General features: G+C 65.5%; 16 protein-coding genes. 10 read left to right on the top strand and 6 right to left on the bottom strand.

Annotated features, from left to right (window positions below):
- From cydB to CH292_RS03815, 3 genes are read left to right on the top strand one after another with little or no spacing between them, the layout of a single operon-like run.
- The gene (gene cydB / locus CH292_RS03825; RefSeq protein WP_094654021.1) at window positions 1-1,077 is read left to right on the top strand and encodes a cytochrome d ubiquinol oxidase subunit II; all 1,077 of its coding nucleotides are present in this window, start codon (window positions 1-3) and stop codon (window positions 1,075-1,077) included.
- A complete protein-coding gene (cydD, locus tag CH292_RS03820) occupies window positions 1,074-2,762 on the top strand; it encodes a thiol reductant ABC exporter subunit CydD (RefSeq protein WP_020111549.1) in 1,689 nt (562 codons plus the stop codon). The genes cydB and cydD overlap by 4 nt, the downstream gene beginning before the upstream one ends.
- The gene (locus tag CH292_RS03815) at window positions 2,763-4,415 is read left to right on the top strand and encodes an amino acid ABC transporter ATP-binding/permease protein (protein WP_094627337.1); all 1,653 of its coding nucleotides are present in this window, start codon (window positions 2,763-2,765) and stop codon (window positions 4,413-4,415) included.
- A gap of 214 nt (window positions 4,416-4,629) precedes the next feature.
- On the opposite strand, the gene CH292_RS03810 is transcribed toward CH292_RS03815, so the two are convergent.
- Complete coding sequence (locus CH292_RS03810; RefSeq protein WP_019667359.1) at window positions 4,630-5,304, bottom strand: FABP family protein; 675 nt, start codon at window positions 5,302-5,304, stop codon at window positions 4,630-4,632.
- Window positions 5,305-5,633: 329 nt separating this feature from the next.
- On the opposite strand from CH292_RS03810, the gene CH292_RS03805 reads away from it, so the two are divergent.
- Window positions 5,634-7,133, top strand: coding sequence for a cutinase family protein (locus CH292_RS03805; RefSeq protein WP_094627338.1), 1,500 nt, complete (start codon window positions 5,634-5,636; stop codon window positions 7,131-7,133).
- A gap of 63 nt (window positions 7,134-7,196) precedes the next feature.
- On the opposite strand, the gene CH292_RS03800 is transcribed toward CH292_RS03805, so the two are convergent.
- From CH292_RS03800 to CH292_RS03780, 5 genes are all read right to left on the bottom strand, one after another.
- Window positions 7,197-7,502 carry a DUF1416 domain-containing protein gene (locus CH292_RS03800; protein WP_019667356.1) on the bottom strand — a complete coding sequence of 102 codons (306 nt, stop codon included), beginning with the start codon at window positions 7,500-7,502 and terminating at the stop codon, window positions 7,197-7,199.
- A gap of 2 nt (window positions 7,503-7,504) precedes the next feature.
- Window positions 7,505-8,341, bottom strand: a complete 837-nt coding sequence (locus tag CH292_RS03795; protein WP_019667355.1) for a sulfurtransferase — start codon at window positions 8,339-8,341, stop codon at window positions 7,505-7,507.
- Window positions 8,342-8,393: 52 nt separating this feature from the next.
- On the bottom strand, window positions 8,394-8,936 hold the full coding sequence (locus tag CH292_RS03790; protein WP_020111546.1) for a DUF4395 domain-containing protein: 543 nt from the start codon (window positions 8,934-8,936) through the stop codon (window positions 8,394-8,396).
- A gap of 183 nt (window positions 8,937-9,119) precedes the next feature.
- A complete protein-coding gene (locus CH292_RS03785; RefSeq protein WP_094654020.1) occupies window positions 9,120-9,554 on the bottom strand; it encodes a thioredoxin family protein in 435 nt (144 codons plus the stop codon).
- A complete protein-coding gene (locus CH292_RS03780; protein ID WP_026348174.1) occupies window positions 9,551-10,330 on the bottom strand; it encodes an LmeA family phospholipid-binding protein in 780 nt (259 codons plus the stop codon). The genes CH292_RS03785 and CH292_RS03780 overlap by 4 nt, the downstream gene beginning before the upstream one ends.
- Before the next feature lie 146 nt (window positions 10,331-10,476).
- Here CH292_RS03780 and CH292_RS03775 point away from each other — a divergent pair, with 146 nt between their 5' ends.
- The 6 genes from CH292_RS03775 to pstB all read left to right on the top strand — a co-directional run bounded on the left by CH292_RS03775 (window position 10,477) and on the right by pstB (window position 16,340).
- Window positions 10,477-11,250: a response regulator transcription factor gene (locus CH292_RS03775; protein ID WP_033190675.1), complete on the top strand. Its 774-nt coding sequence runs from the start codon at window positions 10,477-10,479 to the stop codon at window positions 11,248-11,250.
- Between the two features lie 6 nt (window positions 11,251-11,256).
- Window positions 11,257-12,165: a mycothiol synthase gene (gene mshD, locus CH292_RS03770; RefSeq protein ID WP_094654019.1), complete on the top strand. Its 909-nt coding sequence runs from the start codon at window positions 11,257-11,259 to the stop codon at window positions 12,163-12,165.
- Between the two features lie 204 nt (window positions 12,166-12,369).
- Complete coding sequence (pstS, locus tag CH292_RS03765) at window positions 12,370-13,467, top strand: phosphate ABC transporter substrate-binding protein PstS (RefSeq protein WP_019667349.1); 1,098 nt, start codon at window positions 12,370-12,372, stop codon at window positions 13,465-13,467.
- A gap of 103 nt (window positions 13,468-13,570) precedes the next feature.
- Window positions 13,571-14,614: a phosphate ABC transporter permease subunit PstC gene (pstC, locus tag CH292_RS03760; RefSeq protein ID WP_020111543.1), complete on the top strand. Its 1,044-nt coding sequence runs from the start codon at window positions 13,571-13,573 to the stop codon at window positions 14,612-14,614.
- Between the two features lie 3 nt (window positions 14,615-14,617).
- Window positions 14,618-15,526 (top strand): phosphate ABC transporter permease PstA, encoded by a 909-nt coding sequence (gene pstA, locus CH292_RS03755; protein WP_020111542.1) that lies wholly within the window; start codon window positions 14,618-14,620, stop codon window positions 15,524-15,526.
- Between the two features lie 37 nt (window positions 15,527-15,563).
- The gene (gene pstB / locus CH292_RS03750) at window positions 15,564-16,340 is read left to right on the top strand and encodes a phosphate ABC transporter ATP-binding protein PstB (protein WP_019667346.1); all 777 of its coding nucleotides are present in this window, start codon (window positions 15,564-15,566) and stop codon (window positions 16,338-16,340) included.
- The last annotated feature ends 218 nt before the right edge of the window (window positions 16,341-16,558 follow it).

The raw sequence follows: 16,558 nt of genomic DNA, 5'->3' as shown, positions 1-16,558 counted from the left end.
ATGGGACTTCAAGAATTCTGGTTCATCGCGATAGCGGTCCTGTTCATCGGATACTTCGTCCTCGAAGGCTTCGACTTCGGCGTCGGAATGCTCATGCCTTTCCTCGGCCGGGAGCGGAGCCCGCGGAGTGACTCTGAGGAACGTCACGCCGATGCAGAGGTGGGGGAGAAGAGGCGCAGGGCTGTTCTCAACACGATCGGGCCGGTCTGGGACGGCAACGAGGTATGGCTCATCACGGCGGGCGGGGCGTTGTTCGCGGCCTTCCCTGAGTGGTACGCCACGCTCTTCGCCGGCTTCTACCTCCCGTTGCTGCTGATTCTCGTCGCGTTGATCCTGCGGATCTGCGCCATCGAGTACCGCGGCAAGATCGACGATCCGGTGTGGCGTCGGCGGTGCGACCTGGGTATCGGTATCGGATCGTGGGTGCCCGCAGTGTTGTGGGGAGTGGCGTTCGCCAATATCGTCAGCGGGGTGGCGATCGACGAGAACAAGAAGGTCACAGCCGGGCTTCTCGACCTGCTCGGTCCGTACGCGCTGCTCGGCGGCGCGACGATGGCACTGGTCTTCGCGCTCCACGGAGCGGTCTTCATTGCGCTCAAGACCTCCGGCGACGTCCACGAGGATGCGGTGAGAATGGCTGTGCGGCTGTCGATCCCAGCTCTGATCGTCGGCGGCGGATTCGCCCTGTGGACCCAACTTGCCCACGGCACGACGTGGACGTGGATTCTCGTCGGCGTCGCCGCGGCATCGTTGATCGCGGTGGTCGCGCTGACGGCCAAGGTCCGCGAAGGGTGGGCGTTCGTGTTCACCACGGTGGCCGTCATCGCCGTCGTCGTGCTGCTGTTCGGGTCACTGTTCCCCGACGTCATGCCGTCGACGACGGATCCCGCCTTCAGTCTCACCGTCGAGAACGCGTCGTCGAGTCCGTACACGCTGAAGGTGATGACCTGGGCAGCAGCGTTCATGGCGCCCGTCGTGATCGGCTACCAGGCCTGGACGTACTGGGTGTTCCGCAAGCGCATTTCCACCGCTCACATTCCTGATTCGATCGGATTGTCGCTCGGTCGTTCCAAGTGAGTACGACTGTCACGGCCGGCCGCGGACCGGTGGACCCACGGCTGTGGCGCTACTCGCGATCCGCCCGTCGGTACCTCGTCCTCATCGTCGTACTCGCCCTGATCGACACCGCGGCCGTCGTCGTGTCCGCGGTGATGCTCGGCACCGTCCTCGCGGGCGTCATCACCTCCGACGCCCGCGAGATGTCCGACTGGGCAGCGCAGCTGTGGATTCTCCTGGGCGCCATCGTCGTTCGCACCCTCGCGGCGTGGTTGCAAGCGCGGTACGGCCACCGTGCCGCGTCACGAGTCGTGGAGGAGATCGAGAACGAAGTCCTCGATGCGGCGTCGCACATGGATCCCCGGGACCTGGACTCCGAACGCGAGTCGATCGCGATCGTGGTGACGCGCGCACTCGGCGGCCTCGCGCCGTACCTGACCGGATACGTGCCGTCGCTCGTGCTGGCCGCGACACTCACCCCCATCACGCTCGTGGTCATCCTCACCGAGGATCTCACGTCGGCTCTGATCATCTTCTTCACTCTCCCGCTGATCCCGATCTTCATGATCCTGATCGGATTGCTGACCAAGGGGCGCGCGGAGAAGACGCTCGAATCGATGACGAGATTGTCCGCGCAACTGCTCGATCTCGTCGCCGGCCTTCCGACGCTGCGCGCACTGGGCCGCGAGCGTGGCCCGGCGGCGAGAGTCCAGGCGCTCGGCGACGCGCACCGCCGAGCGACGATGCGGGCACTGAAGATCGCGTTCCTGTCCTCGATGGTGTTGGAATTGCTTGCGACGCTGTGCGTTGCCCTCGTCGCCGTCAGTATCGGACTGCGACTCGTGTTCGGCGACATGGCGTTGGAGGCAGGCATCATCGCACTCGTACTCGCACCGGAGGTGTACGTGCCGTTGCGTCGCGTCGGAGCCCAGTTCCATGCCGCGGAAGACGGAGTTGCCGCCGCCGACAGAGCATTCGCGATCCTGGACCGACGGGCACCGACCGCATCCGGAACGGCCGTCGTCGATGCCGCAGGAACCGGAATCCGATTCGAATCGGTGTCCGCGAGGAGCGTAGCCCGCGGACAGACTCGGCAACGGGAATCCGAGGGAACCGTTGCACCGTACGAACTTTCGGCCGACATCGCGCCCGGGACCGTCACCGTGCTCGCCGGACCCAACGGTGCAGGGAAATCGACGGCGCTGAACATCCTGCTCGGGCTCACCGAGCCGTGCGAGGGCCGAGTGGTCGTCGGCGACGTGGACGCCCGCAGCCTCGACCTGCGATCGTGGTGGGATCAGATCGCCTGGCTGCCGCAACGGCCCGTACTGGTACCGGGAACCCTGCGGGAAAACCTGGAATTCACCGGCAGCACCATCGATCTGCTCGGCGACACCGCTGCCGCAGTCGGTTTCGACCGAGTCCTCGCCGAACTACCCGACGGATGGGAGACGAGAGTGGGCACCGGCGGCGTCGGCCTGTCCCTCGGCCAAGTGCAGAGGCTCGCCCTGACCCGGGTCCTGTCCACCGACAAACCCGTCCTGCTGCTCGACGAACCGACCGCGCATCTCGACGACGCAGCCGAGGCACGCGTCCTCACCGCCCTGCGCGAGATCGCCGACCAGGGAAAGACCGTGATAGTCGTCGGGCACCGGCCGTCGGTTCTGGCGTGGGCCGACGTCGTGGTGAACGTGAGGGCCGCGTAGATGTACACCGATCTCCGACGAGCACTCGCGCTGTTCGAACTGCGGCCCGCGAGAGTGGCGACGAGCGTGGCTGCCGGCGTCGCGACTCTGGGCAGCGCTCTGACGCTCGCCGCCGTCTCCGCCTGGCTGATCACGCGAGCATGGCAGATGCCGCCGGTGCTCGACCTGACCGTCGCCGTCGTCGCCGTGCGAGCCCTCGGCATCTCCCGTGGCGTCTTCCGCTACCTCGAACGCCTCGCCACCCACGACACCGCCCTCCGCGGAATGACATCGGCACGCACCAGGCTGTACGAGCGACTCGCCGACGGCAATGCTCGCGCAACTCTGGACCTACGCCGCGGCGATCTGATGGCACGGGTAGGCGCCGACATCGACGCGATGGGCGACGTCGTCGTACGCGCCCTCGTTCCGATCTGCGTGTCCGCGATCCTGATGATCAGCGCAACCGTGCTGATTGCACTGATCTCGCCGAGCGCGGCGCTGATCCTGTTTCTCGCGTTGCTGCTCGCCGGGGTCGTCGCACCGATCCTGGCCGCACGCGCAGCCCTGATCACCGAAACCGAAGGCGTCGCCGCACGAACCGAATTCACCCTCATCGCGGTACGCGCGCTCGACCACGCACCGGAACTGCGAGTCGCGGGCAAACTGACACGAACCCTCGCCGACGCCTCCGCCGCCAACCGGGCCGCGGTGACCGCCCGCGACCGCGCATCGATGCCCACCGCCTTCGCCGACGCGGCTCTCCCACTGTCCATCGGCGCATCCGTGCTCGGATCGTTGCTCGTCGGAATCTCGCTGTACGGCAGCACCGGTAGCGCCCTGTCGCCCATGGCCCTGGCCATCATCGTGCTGGTTCCACTGGCGGCATTCGAAGCGACATCGGTCCTGCCCGCCGCAGCGGTGACTCTGACGCGCGCGCGTCTGTCCGCGTCGCGCATCACGACGCTGTTGGACGACGCCGACGCGCCCGAGCCTCGGCGGGTGGGCACAGGCGCGGCGCTTCAGGGACCGCACGACGCCGCCAGAATCGCCGTCGTCGGGCCGAGCGGCGTGGGCAAGACGACACTGCTCATGGAACTGGCAGGGCTCGTGCCGTCGGACGGTGGACTGGGGGATGCAGAACTGCCGGGCGCACGGTTCTTCGCCGAGGACGCCCACGTGTTCGAGACGTCGATACTCGAGAATCTTCGGGTCGTCCGAGGCGACGTCGACGCCGACCAGGCACGAGCGGCGCTGACGAAGGTCGGCTTGGGGGATTGGCTGGACCAGCTCCCGGACGGCGTCGACACCACTCTCGTCGCCGGTGCTGCCTCTCTGTCCGGCGGTCAGCGTCGACGCCTACTGCTGGCACGCGCCCTGCTGTCGGACGCGCCGGTACTGCTGCTCGACGAGCCGACCGAACATCTCGACGACGTGTCCGGTTCCGACTTGATCCGGCGGTTGCTCGATCGCGACGGCGGCCTCGTCGACGAGGACAGAACGGTTGTTCTCGTCACTCACCAGCTGCCGCCGGACACCCGTGCGGACCAGGTCGTGGACCTCGGGCGTTCGCTGTCGGCCGAACTTCGAAAAAACCCTTTGCGAGCCTCGAAATCCGGGCGTACGTTGTCGAGTACACGAGAGAGGAGGTGGTCTGAAGTTGAAGAACTCTAGGACGCGTGAGGTGGCTGCCAGCTAGCCGCTACCGCTGACGGATTCTTTTACCGCGCGAGCGGCGAGCGAATCCACGGCAGCTACCCGGCCCCCGAGCTCTCGGTCCGTCCGACCGAGACCTGCATCAGCGCAGGTATGGCTCGGGGGCCGTTCGCATGCTCATGGTGTGTAGGGCTGAAATCAGCCGATGTACTGAATCAGCCGCCGTAGTGAATCAGCCGATGTACCGGGCGAGCCGGGCGGAGAGTCGCGGTGCGAGTTCGCCGTCGGCTCCGATGCGTTCCTCGACGTAGGCGAGATCCGCACCTTCGACGATGCCGTACAGGCGCTTCGCGCCGCCGACGAGCGCACCCGACGTCGACCGGATGACGACATCGGTAGCGAGTTCCCACGACGACTGGTTGAGTGCGTGGCCGTAGTACAGCTCGACGACGCCGGTGCTGTGAGTCAGAAGCAGTTCGATGACCTCTTCGTTCTCGGTGCCCTTCTCTCCGTCGCCGCCACTGACCCGCCAGAAGCCCGTCTCGCGGAGATCGGGGTGCGCGTAGTTGCCGTCGGAGTCCAGACGCCAGGACCGCGATTCCCAGCCCAGGTACGCGCCGCCGTCGTGGGAGACGACGATCTGCTGACCGAAGGCGTACTCCTCGCCCGATTCCGGGTCGCGGCCCTCGCCTTCGCCGCGCCACACGCCGACGAGCGGCAGCAGTGCGAGCAGCGCGGGATTGAGATCCGGCCCCAGCCGCAGATTCGCCGTGTCCTCGGGATGCGGCAGATCCGGCAGCGTGGGGATGTTGCGCGTCGACGAGGACGCGAACTTCTCGGCTGCCTCGGCGATGGCCTCGTTGGCAGACCGGGTCTCGTCCGATTCGTCGGCGGCGCGATCACTCACGATTCGTCGGTGACCAGGCGGTAGACGACATAGAGCGAGAACGCGATGATGGCGACTGCAGCGACGGCGAGCAGTACCTCGAAGAAGATGACCACGTCGCCGAGTTTAACCCCAGCCAGGTCCAGGATCGAACCGCGCCCCGACATTGTCGTGACCGCAATAGTGGCTTCTCACTGACGATCGCCCACAGGAATGGTCCGATTCACGTCCCGTCTCTACAGATCGCGTTCTGCACGGTACGTTTCTTCTGGCGTCGGGTCGGGGGAGTATCGAGATCCGGCGCTGACGGCTGTCGAAAACGTTTCGAAGTTCTGGGGAAGGACCCGTACATGCAGCGCCGATCACGTGCTGGCTCTTGGCTGTTCACTACCGCGACAATTGCAACGGCCCTGCTGTTGGTGGTTCCCGCCGCAGCCTCCGCTGCCCCGGACAGCGGCTCTGCGGACAGTGGTTCGTCCTCCGGATCCTCGGACGAACCGAACATCGACCCCAACAATTACGCCCAGGATTGCCCGGACGTGCTGATGCTCGCAGTCTCCGGTGCGACGGACTCCGACGCCGACCGCGACCCCCTGAACGAGGAGCCGCGGTCCCCGGCGTCGAACTGGGTGGGAAATGTCACACTGCCCGTCGGGCAAACGAACGCGAACAGCCCTGGCTCCGTCGGCTGGCTCTACGTTCCGTACCCGTCGACCTACGGCGTCGGCGTGCTCTCCGACGTCGACACCTACCAACAGTCCGTCGCAGAGGGCATCGCCTCCACCAACCGCCTGCTCGACGAGTACAAGACCAAGTGCGGCGACAACACCAAGTTCGTCCTGCTCGGTTACAGCGTCGGCGGTGAAGTCATCGAACGCGTCTCCATGGAGCTCGGCCATCGTGATCCGAACGCACTGGTCACCGGGGACGACATCGCAGGAGTCGTCATGATCGGTGCGCCGTACCGGCCGGCGGGTGTGCCGAACTTCGACGAGCCCGGCCCGACCGACGGTGGCTTCCAGTCGCAGACCGCCAAAGATTACGGAACGCTGAACGACAAGGTGACGTGGTCGTGCCGACCGTACGATCTGGCCTGCGACGCGCCGGACAACATCGTCGCGCTGCAGTTGGCTCTCGGCATTCTCGGGCAGATGCGGTTGACGATTCTCAACCCGCTGCAGACCGTCGCCGATTTCGCGCGGGCCGTGAGCTCCATCGCCACCCGCGCCATCGTCGACATCGCCACCAACAAGGACTGGCTCGAGTCCGACGAGACGCTGCTCGAAGTTCTGCTCAAGGTGTCCGATCAGCTCTACGAGGTCGATGAACAGAAGGCCTGGGAGCAGTTGACTCCCGACCAGCTCCTCGCCGATCTCAACTGGGCTCTCGGCCCCGGTGCGGACAAGGTGCGCGAGAAGCTCCGCCAGGAGGGTGAGGGACTCGTCGAGAACAACAAGGGCATCGTCGACGTCGTCGTCGGGCCGTACATCTTCATCGGCTTCCTCCAGCACCTCCTGTACTGGAACAACAATCCGGGCGACGGCCGCGAATGGGAGAGCGAGAAGATCGTCGCCTGGGTGACCGATCTGGCGCAGTCCGAACGCGAACGCAAGAACACCGACGACGCACCCCCGGCGCCGGATGCCGAGCCCCTCCCCGAGGCTGCGCGTGAGCCGAATCCGCAGACGTTGCCCACCCCGGGCACCGTCACGCGCGACAGTGATCTGGGTGCGTTCCTGGAGTCGCTGAATCTGGTTCCCCCCGGGGTCTTCCCGCCGCAGTACAGCGTGGTGCCGGATCCGTCGACCGAGCCGAAGACCGAAATCGTTCCCGAGACGACGCACGGCTGACACCACACAGAAAAGAACCCCCGCACCGATCGGTGCGGGGGTTCTTTCGGTCTACGGGAGAGATCAGACTCCGACGGTCACGTCCGCCGAGTGGATGCCTGCGCCCTCCGGCGCGATGTCGGCCTGGCCGTTGCCCGACGCCGACAGTGCTCGCAGCGTCCAATTGCCGGGAGCTGCGAAGAAACGGAAGTCTCCGGTCCCCGACGCGACGACCTCGGCGGTGAACTCACCGGTGCCGTCGAGCAGGCGCACGAACGCACCGCCCACAGGCTCCCCGTCGCCTCCGAGGACACGACCGGTGATGACGGTTTCCTTCTCGACGTCGACGCCTGCCGGAATGGCCTGGCCCTGAACGGGTGCAGCACACATGATCAGTGAACCTCCAACTCGATGGGTGCTCCGACGAGGGAGCCGTACTCTACCCAGCTGCCGTCGTAGTTCTTGACGTCCGACTTGCCGAGAAGTTCCTTCAGCACGAACCAGGTGTGGCTCGAACGCTCGCCGATGCGGCAGTAGGCGATGGTGGCCTTGCCGTCGTCGTATCCCTTTTCCTTGTAGAGCGCCTCGAGAGCGTCGTCGTCCTTGAAGGTGCCGTCCTCGTTGGCAGTGGTGCTCCACGGGATGTTGATGGCGCCGGGGACGTGGCCGCGCTGCTGTGCCTGCTCCTGCGGGAGGTGAGCGGGGGCGAGGATCTTGCCGGAGAACTCGTCGGGCGACCGCACGTCGACGAGGTTCTTGTTGCCGATCGCGTCGATGACCTCGTCGCGGAACGCGCGGATCGACAGGTCGGGAGCCTCGGCGCGGTACTGCGCGGCGTCACGGGTGACGACGTCCTTCGACAGCGGGCGGCCGTCGAGTTCCCACTTCTTGCGTCCACCGTCGATGAGCTTGACGTCCTTGTGGCCGTACAGCTTGAAGTACCAGTACGCGTATGCAGCGAACCAGTTGTTGTTGCCGCCGTAGAGGACGACCGTGTCGTCGTTGGAGATGCCCTTCGACGAGAGCAGATCGGAGAACTGCTCCTGGTTCAGGAAGTCGCGACGAACCGCATCCTGGAGGTCCTTGCGCCAGTCGAGCTTCACTGCGCCTTCGATGTGACCGCCGTCGTAGGCGCTTGCGTCTTCGTCGACCTCGACGAAGACGGTCTTCGGGGCGTTCAGGTTCTGCTCGGCCCAGTCGGCAGAGACCAGGACGTCGGAGCGAGCCATGGGTTTCCTTTCGATCTTTTGCGTTACTTCGGTCGGTGGAGGGGTCGAGCGATCAAGCGCGTGCGGATTGTGTCCGCAGTCGCGCTACGAGGGGATAGATCTGGCAGCCCAGGCAGAACGCGAAGGCTGCGTTGAGGAACGCCGCGAACAGCGCGAAGCCGGTCGCGATCGTTCCCACGAGGGGAGCGCCGAGCGCGAAGCCGAGGACGCCGACTGCAGCGAACAGGAAGCCGACGAGCTGAGCGAACTTCAGCGGTGCGACGGGTTCACGTTCGGTGGTCGGTCCGAGTCGCGGCGCGACGAGGTGTCCGAAGAACGCCCCGTACGGGCTCTTCCTCGGCCCCCGCGCAGCGCCGATCGCGAACACGACGGCCTGTACTGCCAGGAGCACCGCAGCAGCGGTGGTCTGGAAGGTGGACAGAACCAGAACGAGTACCAGGACAGCCGTGGTGATCCACGCCGCGAAGCGTGGCCCCCGAACATCGACCTGGTCGACTGCGGCGGAGGAAGCTGTGGGCGATGGAGATTCTGGGGACAACGGCGTGCTCCTGCGTGCTGGGCTGATGACAGACAACTGCATGGGCGCGGCGAACACGAAAGATTCGCCGACGATCTCGAACCGGATGGATGCGCGGCCACGAGGCCGGCGGTGAGATCAGTGGCAGCGACAGCAACAACCGCCCAGTCGGCACAGATCGACCGTGCGGCGACTGGTGAGCATCAGCTCGTGGGCGGTGAACACACCGTGCATCCTACCGGACGTCGCGGACCAGCAGAACTACAGGTTCTCGAGGGCGGAACGCAGGGCGTCGGCCTTCGGAACGCCGGAAATCCTGGCTCGTTCCACCAGCTCGGCGTCGAGCACGAACGTCGTCGGTAGCGACAGGACGCCCATTTCCTTCGCGAGCATCGGGTGAGCGTCGATGTCGACCTCGAGTTCACGTGGCCCGCTCGGCGGTGTTCCTCCGTCGGTCGAGCCGCCGATCACCTGGTCGACGACCCGGCGGACAGCAGCACACGGACCGCACCACTCCGCCGAGAAGTGCAGCACCGTTGCCGCGCCCGGCACGGCCCCGGCGTCGAGAAGCAGCTCGCGGCGATCGATCGAACCGTGCGACTCGGTGACCTGCACCCTGCCGGATCGATACCGGAGGACCAGCCCGACAACCGTGGCGACGACGAGCGTCACCACGAGAATTGTGATTCCGGTCATGGCTTCTCGATCTGCTCGAGATCGATGGTCACGTCCTTTGCATTGCCCTCGATCACGATCTGCGAACCCTCGGCGTAGACATCGGTCGGCAGAATCCCGAACGGCAGCGTCTGCCTGTCGATGGTCTTGGTGAAGAGCCCGAGAACCGCAGGCTTCGCGAAGTCCGGAATGCTGAAATCGGCGTTCCCCTCCGGGCCGAAGTAGAAGTCGCTCGCAACGATGTCGACGCTGTCACCGTCGAGGATGAGGTCCGCTTGGACGGCGACCTTGGTCTCGATCGGACCCACGGGCACCGTGCCGGTCAGGACGACGCCGCCGTTCGTGGTCATACCGGAGCCGCCCGACCCGCCCGTGCCGTCCGACTTGTCCGCGGGGGGAGCGGAAACCTGCAGGTCGACGATACCGAGGAACCGTCCGAGGTCGGTCGCCTCGATGCGCACTCGGCCGTCGAGTTCGTCGACGGGCACTGCTCCCACCGACCCGTCGACGAGGTCGGAGAGGGGTACCGCGACGCCGCGGAGGTTGGCCTCGATGGTCGTCGACTCCACGTAGTCGGTCGGTACGTCCTGGGCTCGAATCTCCACGTTCTGATACTTGCCGTCGGCGGCCTGGGTCAGGAACGGGAACCCGTGGACGATCACCTGTGGGTCGGAGGTCAGATCTCCGCCGTCGCGGATTGCGCGTGAGACGCGGTACTCGGAGTACGCGGCCGCTCCGAAGTCCACGACGACGGCAAGTGCCAGCAGGCTCACGAGTCCGATGATCAGTTTGCGCATGACGCCCATTGTGACCGATGCCCGCCGGGGCTTTCGGGCACGGCGGCACGCGACAGGTATGTCGGACGGGTTAGTCTTGTTGCCTGAACAAGGACTCGACCTCGGCGAAGGAGTCTTTGAGTGACAGCGGTAAGAATGGAGGCTGAATGGAGCTCTTGCTTCTGACCTCCGATCCGAACCCGGAGGCCGTACTGCCGTCTTTGGCATTGTTGGCTCACCACGTGCGGCCCGCTCCGACCGAGGTCTCCTCGCTGCTCGAGGCAGGTTCCGCGGACATCGCGCTGGTGGACGCCCGTACCGACCTCGCCGCAGCGCGCGGACTGTGCCGGCTGCTCGGTAGCACCGGTTCCGCGATTCCGGTGGTCGCGGTGCTCACCGAAGGCGGCCTCGTCGCGGTCAACTCCGAGTGGGGTCTCGACGACATCCTGCTCCCCGGGACCGGCCCCGCCGAGATCGACGCGCGGTTGCGGCTCCTCGTGGGCAGGTCGGGCGGCATCGCGAGTCCCGAGGCATCGGGCAAGATCACGCTCGGTGAGCTCGTCATCGACGAGGGCACCTACACGGCCCGGTTGCGCGGTCGACCGTTGGACCTCACCTACAAGGAATTCGAACTCCTCAAATACCTGGCCCAGCATGCGGGACGTGTCTTCACCCGTGCCCAGCTGCTCCAGGAAGTGTGGGGATACGACTTCTTCGGAGGCACCAGAACCGTCGACGTCCACGTCCGGCGTCTGCGGGCCAAGCTGGGAAGCGAATACGAGTCGCTCATCGGCACCGTCCGCAACGTCGGCTACAAGGCCGTGCGACCCAGCCGTAGCTCCAAGGGAGGCCCGGCGACTCCCGACGGCGACGACGACAACGAATCGGACAGCGCCGAGTTCAGTTCACTGGGCGGCGCGACAAACGGAAGTACGAACTGACCGACGATGACTCTCTCGATCGATATCGCTCGCATCGATTCCGCGGAGATGGCGCCAGACGTCGTCGACGAGATCCGGGCGATCGCCGCACGCGCAACCGAGGTCGACGGCACGGCGCCGCTGTCCGAGCAGGCACTGAAATCCGTCGGATCCGGCGACGACACGACCCATCTGGTCGCGACGGCCGGTTCACGCGTCGTCGGGTACGCGGGCACCGCTCCCGGATCTCCCACGATGACCGAGATCGTGGTGGACCCGGAGTTCCGCGCTCGCGGAATCGGAACACAGTTGATCGACCGATCCTTCGCCGACGGCGGGGCCGGGGCCCGGATCTGGGCGCACGGAAACATCGATGCCGCACGGGCATTGGCGTCGACGCTCGGGCTGTCGGTCGCTCGCGAGTTGCTTCAGCTCAGGCGTCCACTCGCCGAGCCTGCGTTGCCGGACGTCACTGTGCCGGACAATGTTTCGCTTCGGACGTATCGAGGGCATCAGGACGACGCGGAATTGCTCCGCGTCAACAACGCGGCGTTCTCGTGGCACCCCGAGCAGGGTGGATGGACCGAGAAGGACATCGCCGAACGGCGTGACGAGGCCTGGTTCGACCCGGCCGGAGTGTTCCTCGCGTTCGAGGAAGGGACCGACACGCTCCTCGGCTTCCACTGGACCAAGGTCCACCCCGCCGAGGCGGGGGAAGACGAGATCGGCGAGGTCTACGTCGTCGGCATCGACCCCGAGGCTCAGGGCCGAGGGCTCGGCCGAGTGCTGACGCTCGCGGGCCTGCACTACCTGCGTGGCAGGGATTTGCGAGACGTACTCCTGTACGTCGAATCGGACAATGCTGCCGCCGTGCACACCTACGAGCGACTCGGTTTCACGCGTTTCCATACCGACGTCGCCTACGCACGTCCGTAGAACCGGACATACAGCCCACTCTGTTCATCTTCCGTTAACCAACCCGGGGGTAGCCGTCCACCGGCGGCCCTTACCTTTTCCAGCGGGCGGCGCCGACGCCGCCCGGTGCGAGGAACGACAAACGGGCCGGCACCTCGATCCTCGTGACACGCACGACCCGAGTGCGGACACGAGACACGGCACAAGATTCCCCGGAGGAAACAGGTGAAGCTCAAGCGCAGCGCGTCTCTCGTAGGCGCAGTGGCGATCGGCGCCATGCTGCTGACCGCATGTGGCAGTGACGCGAACGTCGAATCTGCTGCGGGCACGGACTCGGCAGCAACGTGTGAGGGCAAGACCCCTCTGACCGGTGAAGGATCGTCTGCTCAGCAGAACGCGATGTCGAACTTCACGTCCATCTACTCCGGTGTCTGCGCCGGGCAGGCCGTCGAGTACACGACCAGCGGTTCCGGTAACGGCCGTACCCAGTTCGTCGCGGGCCTCGTCGACTTCGCCGGCTCCGACTCGACCATCAAGGACGAGCAGGCCGCAGCAGCAGCCGAGCGCTGCCAGGGCAACCCGGCATGGAACCTCCCCCTCGTCTTCGGCCCGATCGCCGTTGCCTACAACGTCGAAGGCGTCGACAACCTCGTCGTCAGCCCGGACGTCGCCGCACGTATCTTCACCGGCCAGATCACCACGTGGAACGACCCGGCGATCGCCGCACTGAACGAGGGTGCGACCCTGCCGTCCACCCCGATCACCCCGATCTACCGCTCCGATTCCTCGGGCACCAGCGACAACTTCCAGCGCTTCCTCTCCGCAGCCGCACCCGAGGCATGGACCCTCGACCACAGCTCGGACTGGGCCGGTGGAGTCGGTGAAGGCGCCAACGGATCCTCGGGCGTCGCTCAGGCCGTAGCAGCCACCCCCGGTTCCATCACCTACGTCGAGAAGGGCTTCGCCGACCAGGAAAGCCTCGGCACCGCCGCGGTCGACTTCGGCAACGGACCCGTCGAGCTGTCCAGCGAGACCGCAGGCGCAGCCATCGACACCGCCGAGTTCTCCGGTGAAGGCAACGACCTCGCAATCGACATCGACGCTCTCTACGCGTCGAACGCAGCGGACAGCTACCCGCTGGTTCTCGCCACCTACGAGATCGTCTGCTCCGCCGGCTACGACGCCGACACCTCCGCAGCAGTCAAGTCGTTCCTGCTGAGCGCAGCGAACGAAGGCCAGCAGGGCCTCGAGGAAGCCGGATACGTCCCGCTGCCCGAGTCCTTCAAGGAACGCCTCGAGACGGCGATCAACGCGATCGCCTGATTCAATTGAGACGAGACCCCGCTTCGGGCGCCGCGAGCAACAGCCGCGGCGCCCGGGTGGGACTCCCGTCTCTCTAAGCCACCAAACGAGAGACGTGAGCGGTATGAGCGACACCCACTCGATCACCGGCGAACCATCTGCGGCGAGCATTTCCGCGGGCGGCGTGCCGCGGAACACGGAAGAACCCAAGCAATTGCCCGACAAAAAAGCCAAGGGCGGCACCGTCACGCGCCCAGGTGACCGGATCTTCTCCACCCTCGCCACGGGCTCGGGTGTCTTCGTCATCGTTCTCATCGCGGCCATCGGCGTGTTCCTGCTGTGGCGCGCGATCCCGTCGTTGCAGAACAACACGGTCAACTTCCTGACCTACAACGGCCAGTGGAACACCTCGAACACCTCCGCGATGATCTTCGGTATTCGCGACCTGTTCCTGGTGACCGCGACCGTGTCGATCTTCGCGCTGATCCTGGCCATGCCGGTGGCACTTGGAATCGCGATCTATCTGACCAACTACGCGCCGAAGAAGGTCGCAGGCCCACTCGGGTACGTCATCGACCTGCTCGCCGCGGTTCCCTCGATCGTGTTCGGCCTCTGGGGCCTCTACGTGCTTGCTCCCGCCATCAGCCCGTTCGCAGAGTGGCTGAACGAGAACCTGAGCTGGTTCCCGCTGTTCTCCACCGGTTCGGTGTCCATCGCGGGCGGCGGCACCATCTTCACCGGTGGCATCGTGCTGGCCGTGATGATCCTGCCGATCATCGCCGCAGTGACCCGCGAGGTGTTCGTACAGACCCCGCGCGGACAGATCGAGGCTGCACTCGCCCTCGGCGCCACTCGCTGGGAAGTCGTTCGCACCACCGTCATCCCGTTCGGCAAGTCCGGCTTCGTCTCCGGCTCGATGCTCGGCCTCGGACGCGCCCTCGGTGAGACCATCGCCCTGTACATCATCATCCGCAGCGTCCAGTCGAGCTTCGGATGGACGTTGTTCGACGGTGGCAGCACGTTCGCGACCAAGATTGCCCTTGCCGCAGGCGAGTTCAACAACCAGCTGCAGGCCGGCGCCTACATCGCCGCAGGCCTCGTGCTCTTCGTACTCACCTTCGTGGTCAACGCAGGCGCTCGCGCCGCGATCGCAGGAAAGAAGGACTAGGCCATGACCGCAACCATGGATCGCCCGGTCAAAGAGCCCACGTTCAAGGGCGTCAGTGCGCGTCGCAAGTTCTCGAACGGCGCTGCCACCGTCCTCGTCAGCCTGGCCGTCCTCATCGCGCTCGTGCCGCTGGTCTGGGTTCTGTACACGGTGATCTCACGCGGGCTCTCCGCCGTCGTCTCCCCGACGTGGTGGCAGAACTCGCAGGCAGGCATCACCCAGTTCATCGCCGGTGGTGGCGCCTACCACGCCATCGTCGGAACCCTGACGCAAGGCTTGTTCTGCGCCCTGATCTCCATCCCGATCGGCGTGTTCGTCGCGATCTACCTCGTCGAATACGGTGCGGGTACGCGGTTGGCTCGCCTGACCACCTTTATGGTCGACATCCTCACCGGTGTTCCGTCCATCGTCGCAGCCCTGTTCATCTACGCACTGTGGATCGCCACGTTCGGCTTCGAACGGTCCGGCCTCGCCGTGTCGTTCGCTCTCGTCCTGCTGATGATTCCCGTCATCGTGCGGTCCTCCGAGGAGATGCTCCGCATCGTTCCTCAGGACCTGCGTGAGGCGTCCTACGCCCTCGGCGTACCCAAGTGGAAGACCATCGCCAAGATCGTCGTCCCGACGGCACTGTCCGGCATCGTCACCGGCATCATGCTCGCCCTGGCCCGCGTCATGGGAGAGACCGCACCGGTGCTGATCCTGGTGGGATCCGCCACGGCGATCAACTTCAACCTGTTCTCCGGGCCGCAGACGTCCCTGCCGCTCATGATGGTCGACCTGCAGAAAGCAGGAACCGGCGCGCTCACCTCCGAGCGCATGTGGGGAGCAGCCCTGACGCTGATCCTGATCATTGCCCTGCTCAACATCGGCGCAAAGCTGGTCTCGAAGTTCTTCTCGCCGAAGAACGTCTGACCGTCACACGCCCACCCCGAAACTTCAGGAGCCGACCATGGCAAAACGTCTCGACCTCAAAGACGTGAACATCTACTACGGCAAATTCCACGCCGTGCAGAACGTCACCCTCGCAGTCCCGCCGCGCGGCGTCACCGCCTTCATCGGACCGTCCGGCTGCGGTAAGTCGACAGTCCTCCGCTCCCTCAACCGCATGCACGAGGTCACCCCCGGCGCACGCGTCGAAGGCTCCGTCCTGCTCGACGGCGAGGACATCTACGGCGCAGGCGTCGACCCCGTCGGTGTGCGACGCACCATCGGCATGGTCTTCCAGCGCCCCAACCCGTTCCCGACGATGTCCATCCGCGACAACGTCGTCGCAGGCCTCAAGCTGCAGGGCGGCAAGAGCAAGAAGGAGCTCGACGAAATCGCCGAGCGTTCCCTCAAAGGTGCGAACCTCTGGAACGAGGTCAAGGATCGCCTCGACAAGCCAGGCGGCGGACTCTCCGGCGGCCAGCAGCAGCGCCTGTGCATCGCCCGCGCCATCGCCGTCCAGCCCGACGTACTGCTGATGGACGAGCCCTGCTCGGCCCTCGACCCGATCTCCACCCTCGCCATCGAAGACCTCATCGGTGAACTCAAGAAAGACTTCACCATCGTCATCGTGACGCACAACATGCAGCAGGCCGCACGCGTCAGCGACCAGACCGGATTCTTCAACCTCGAAGCCACCGGCAAGCCCGGCCAGCTCATCGAAATCGACGACACGGAGAAGATCTTCTCCAACCCCAGCCAGAAAGCCACCGAGGACTACATCTCCGGTCGCTTCGGATAACCTGCACTACGGAAAAACCCCCGACTGCCCAGAGCAGTCGGGGGTTTTCTCGTTGCGCGTGGACGAAGGAAGCGAGTTCGACCGGGGTGTGTGGAGCGAACGTGCCGTTCGGTCACTCAGGGCGGGCTCAACCGGTGGATGCGCCACCGCTCCTGATCAGGGAGTAGGTGGTGTGTCGTGGGTGGACGACCACGCAAGTCAGAGGAAGTACGCGATAG

The sequence above is a fragment of the Rhodococcus sp. 14-2470-1a genome, from assembly GCF_002259425.1.
In the GTDB taxonomy this organism is placed as follows: domain Bacteria; phylum Actinomycetota; class Actinomycetes; order Mycobacteriales; family Mycobacteriaceae; genus Rhodococcoides; species Rhodococcoides fascians_E.
The sequence above is the reverse complement of the archived record's forward strand: the minus strand, read 5'-3'. Positions and strand labels throughout refer to the sequence as shown.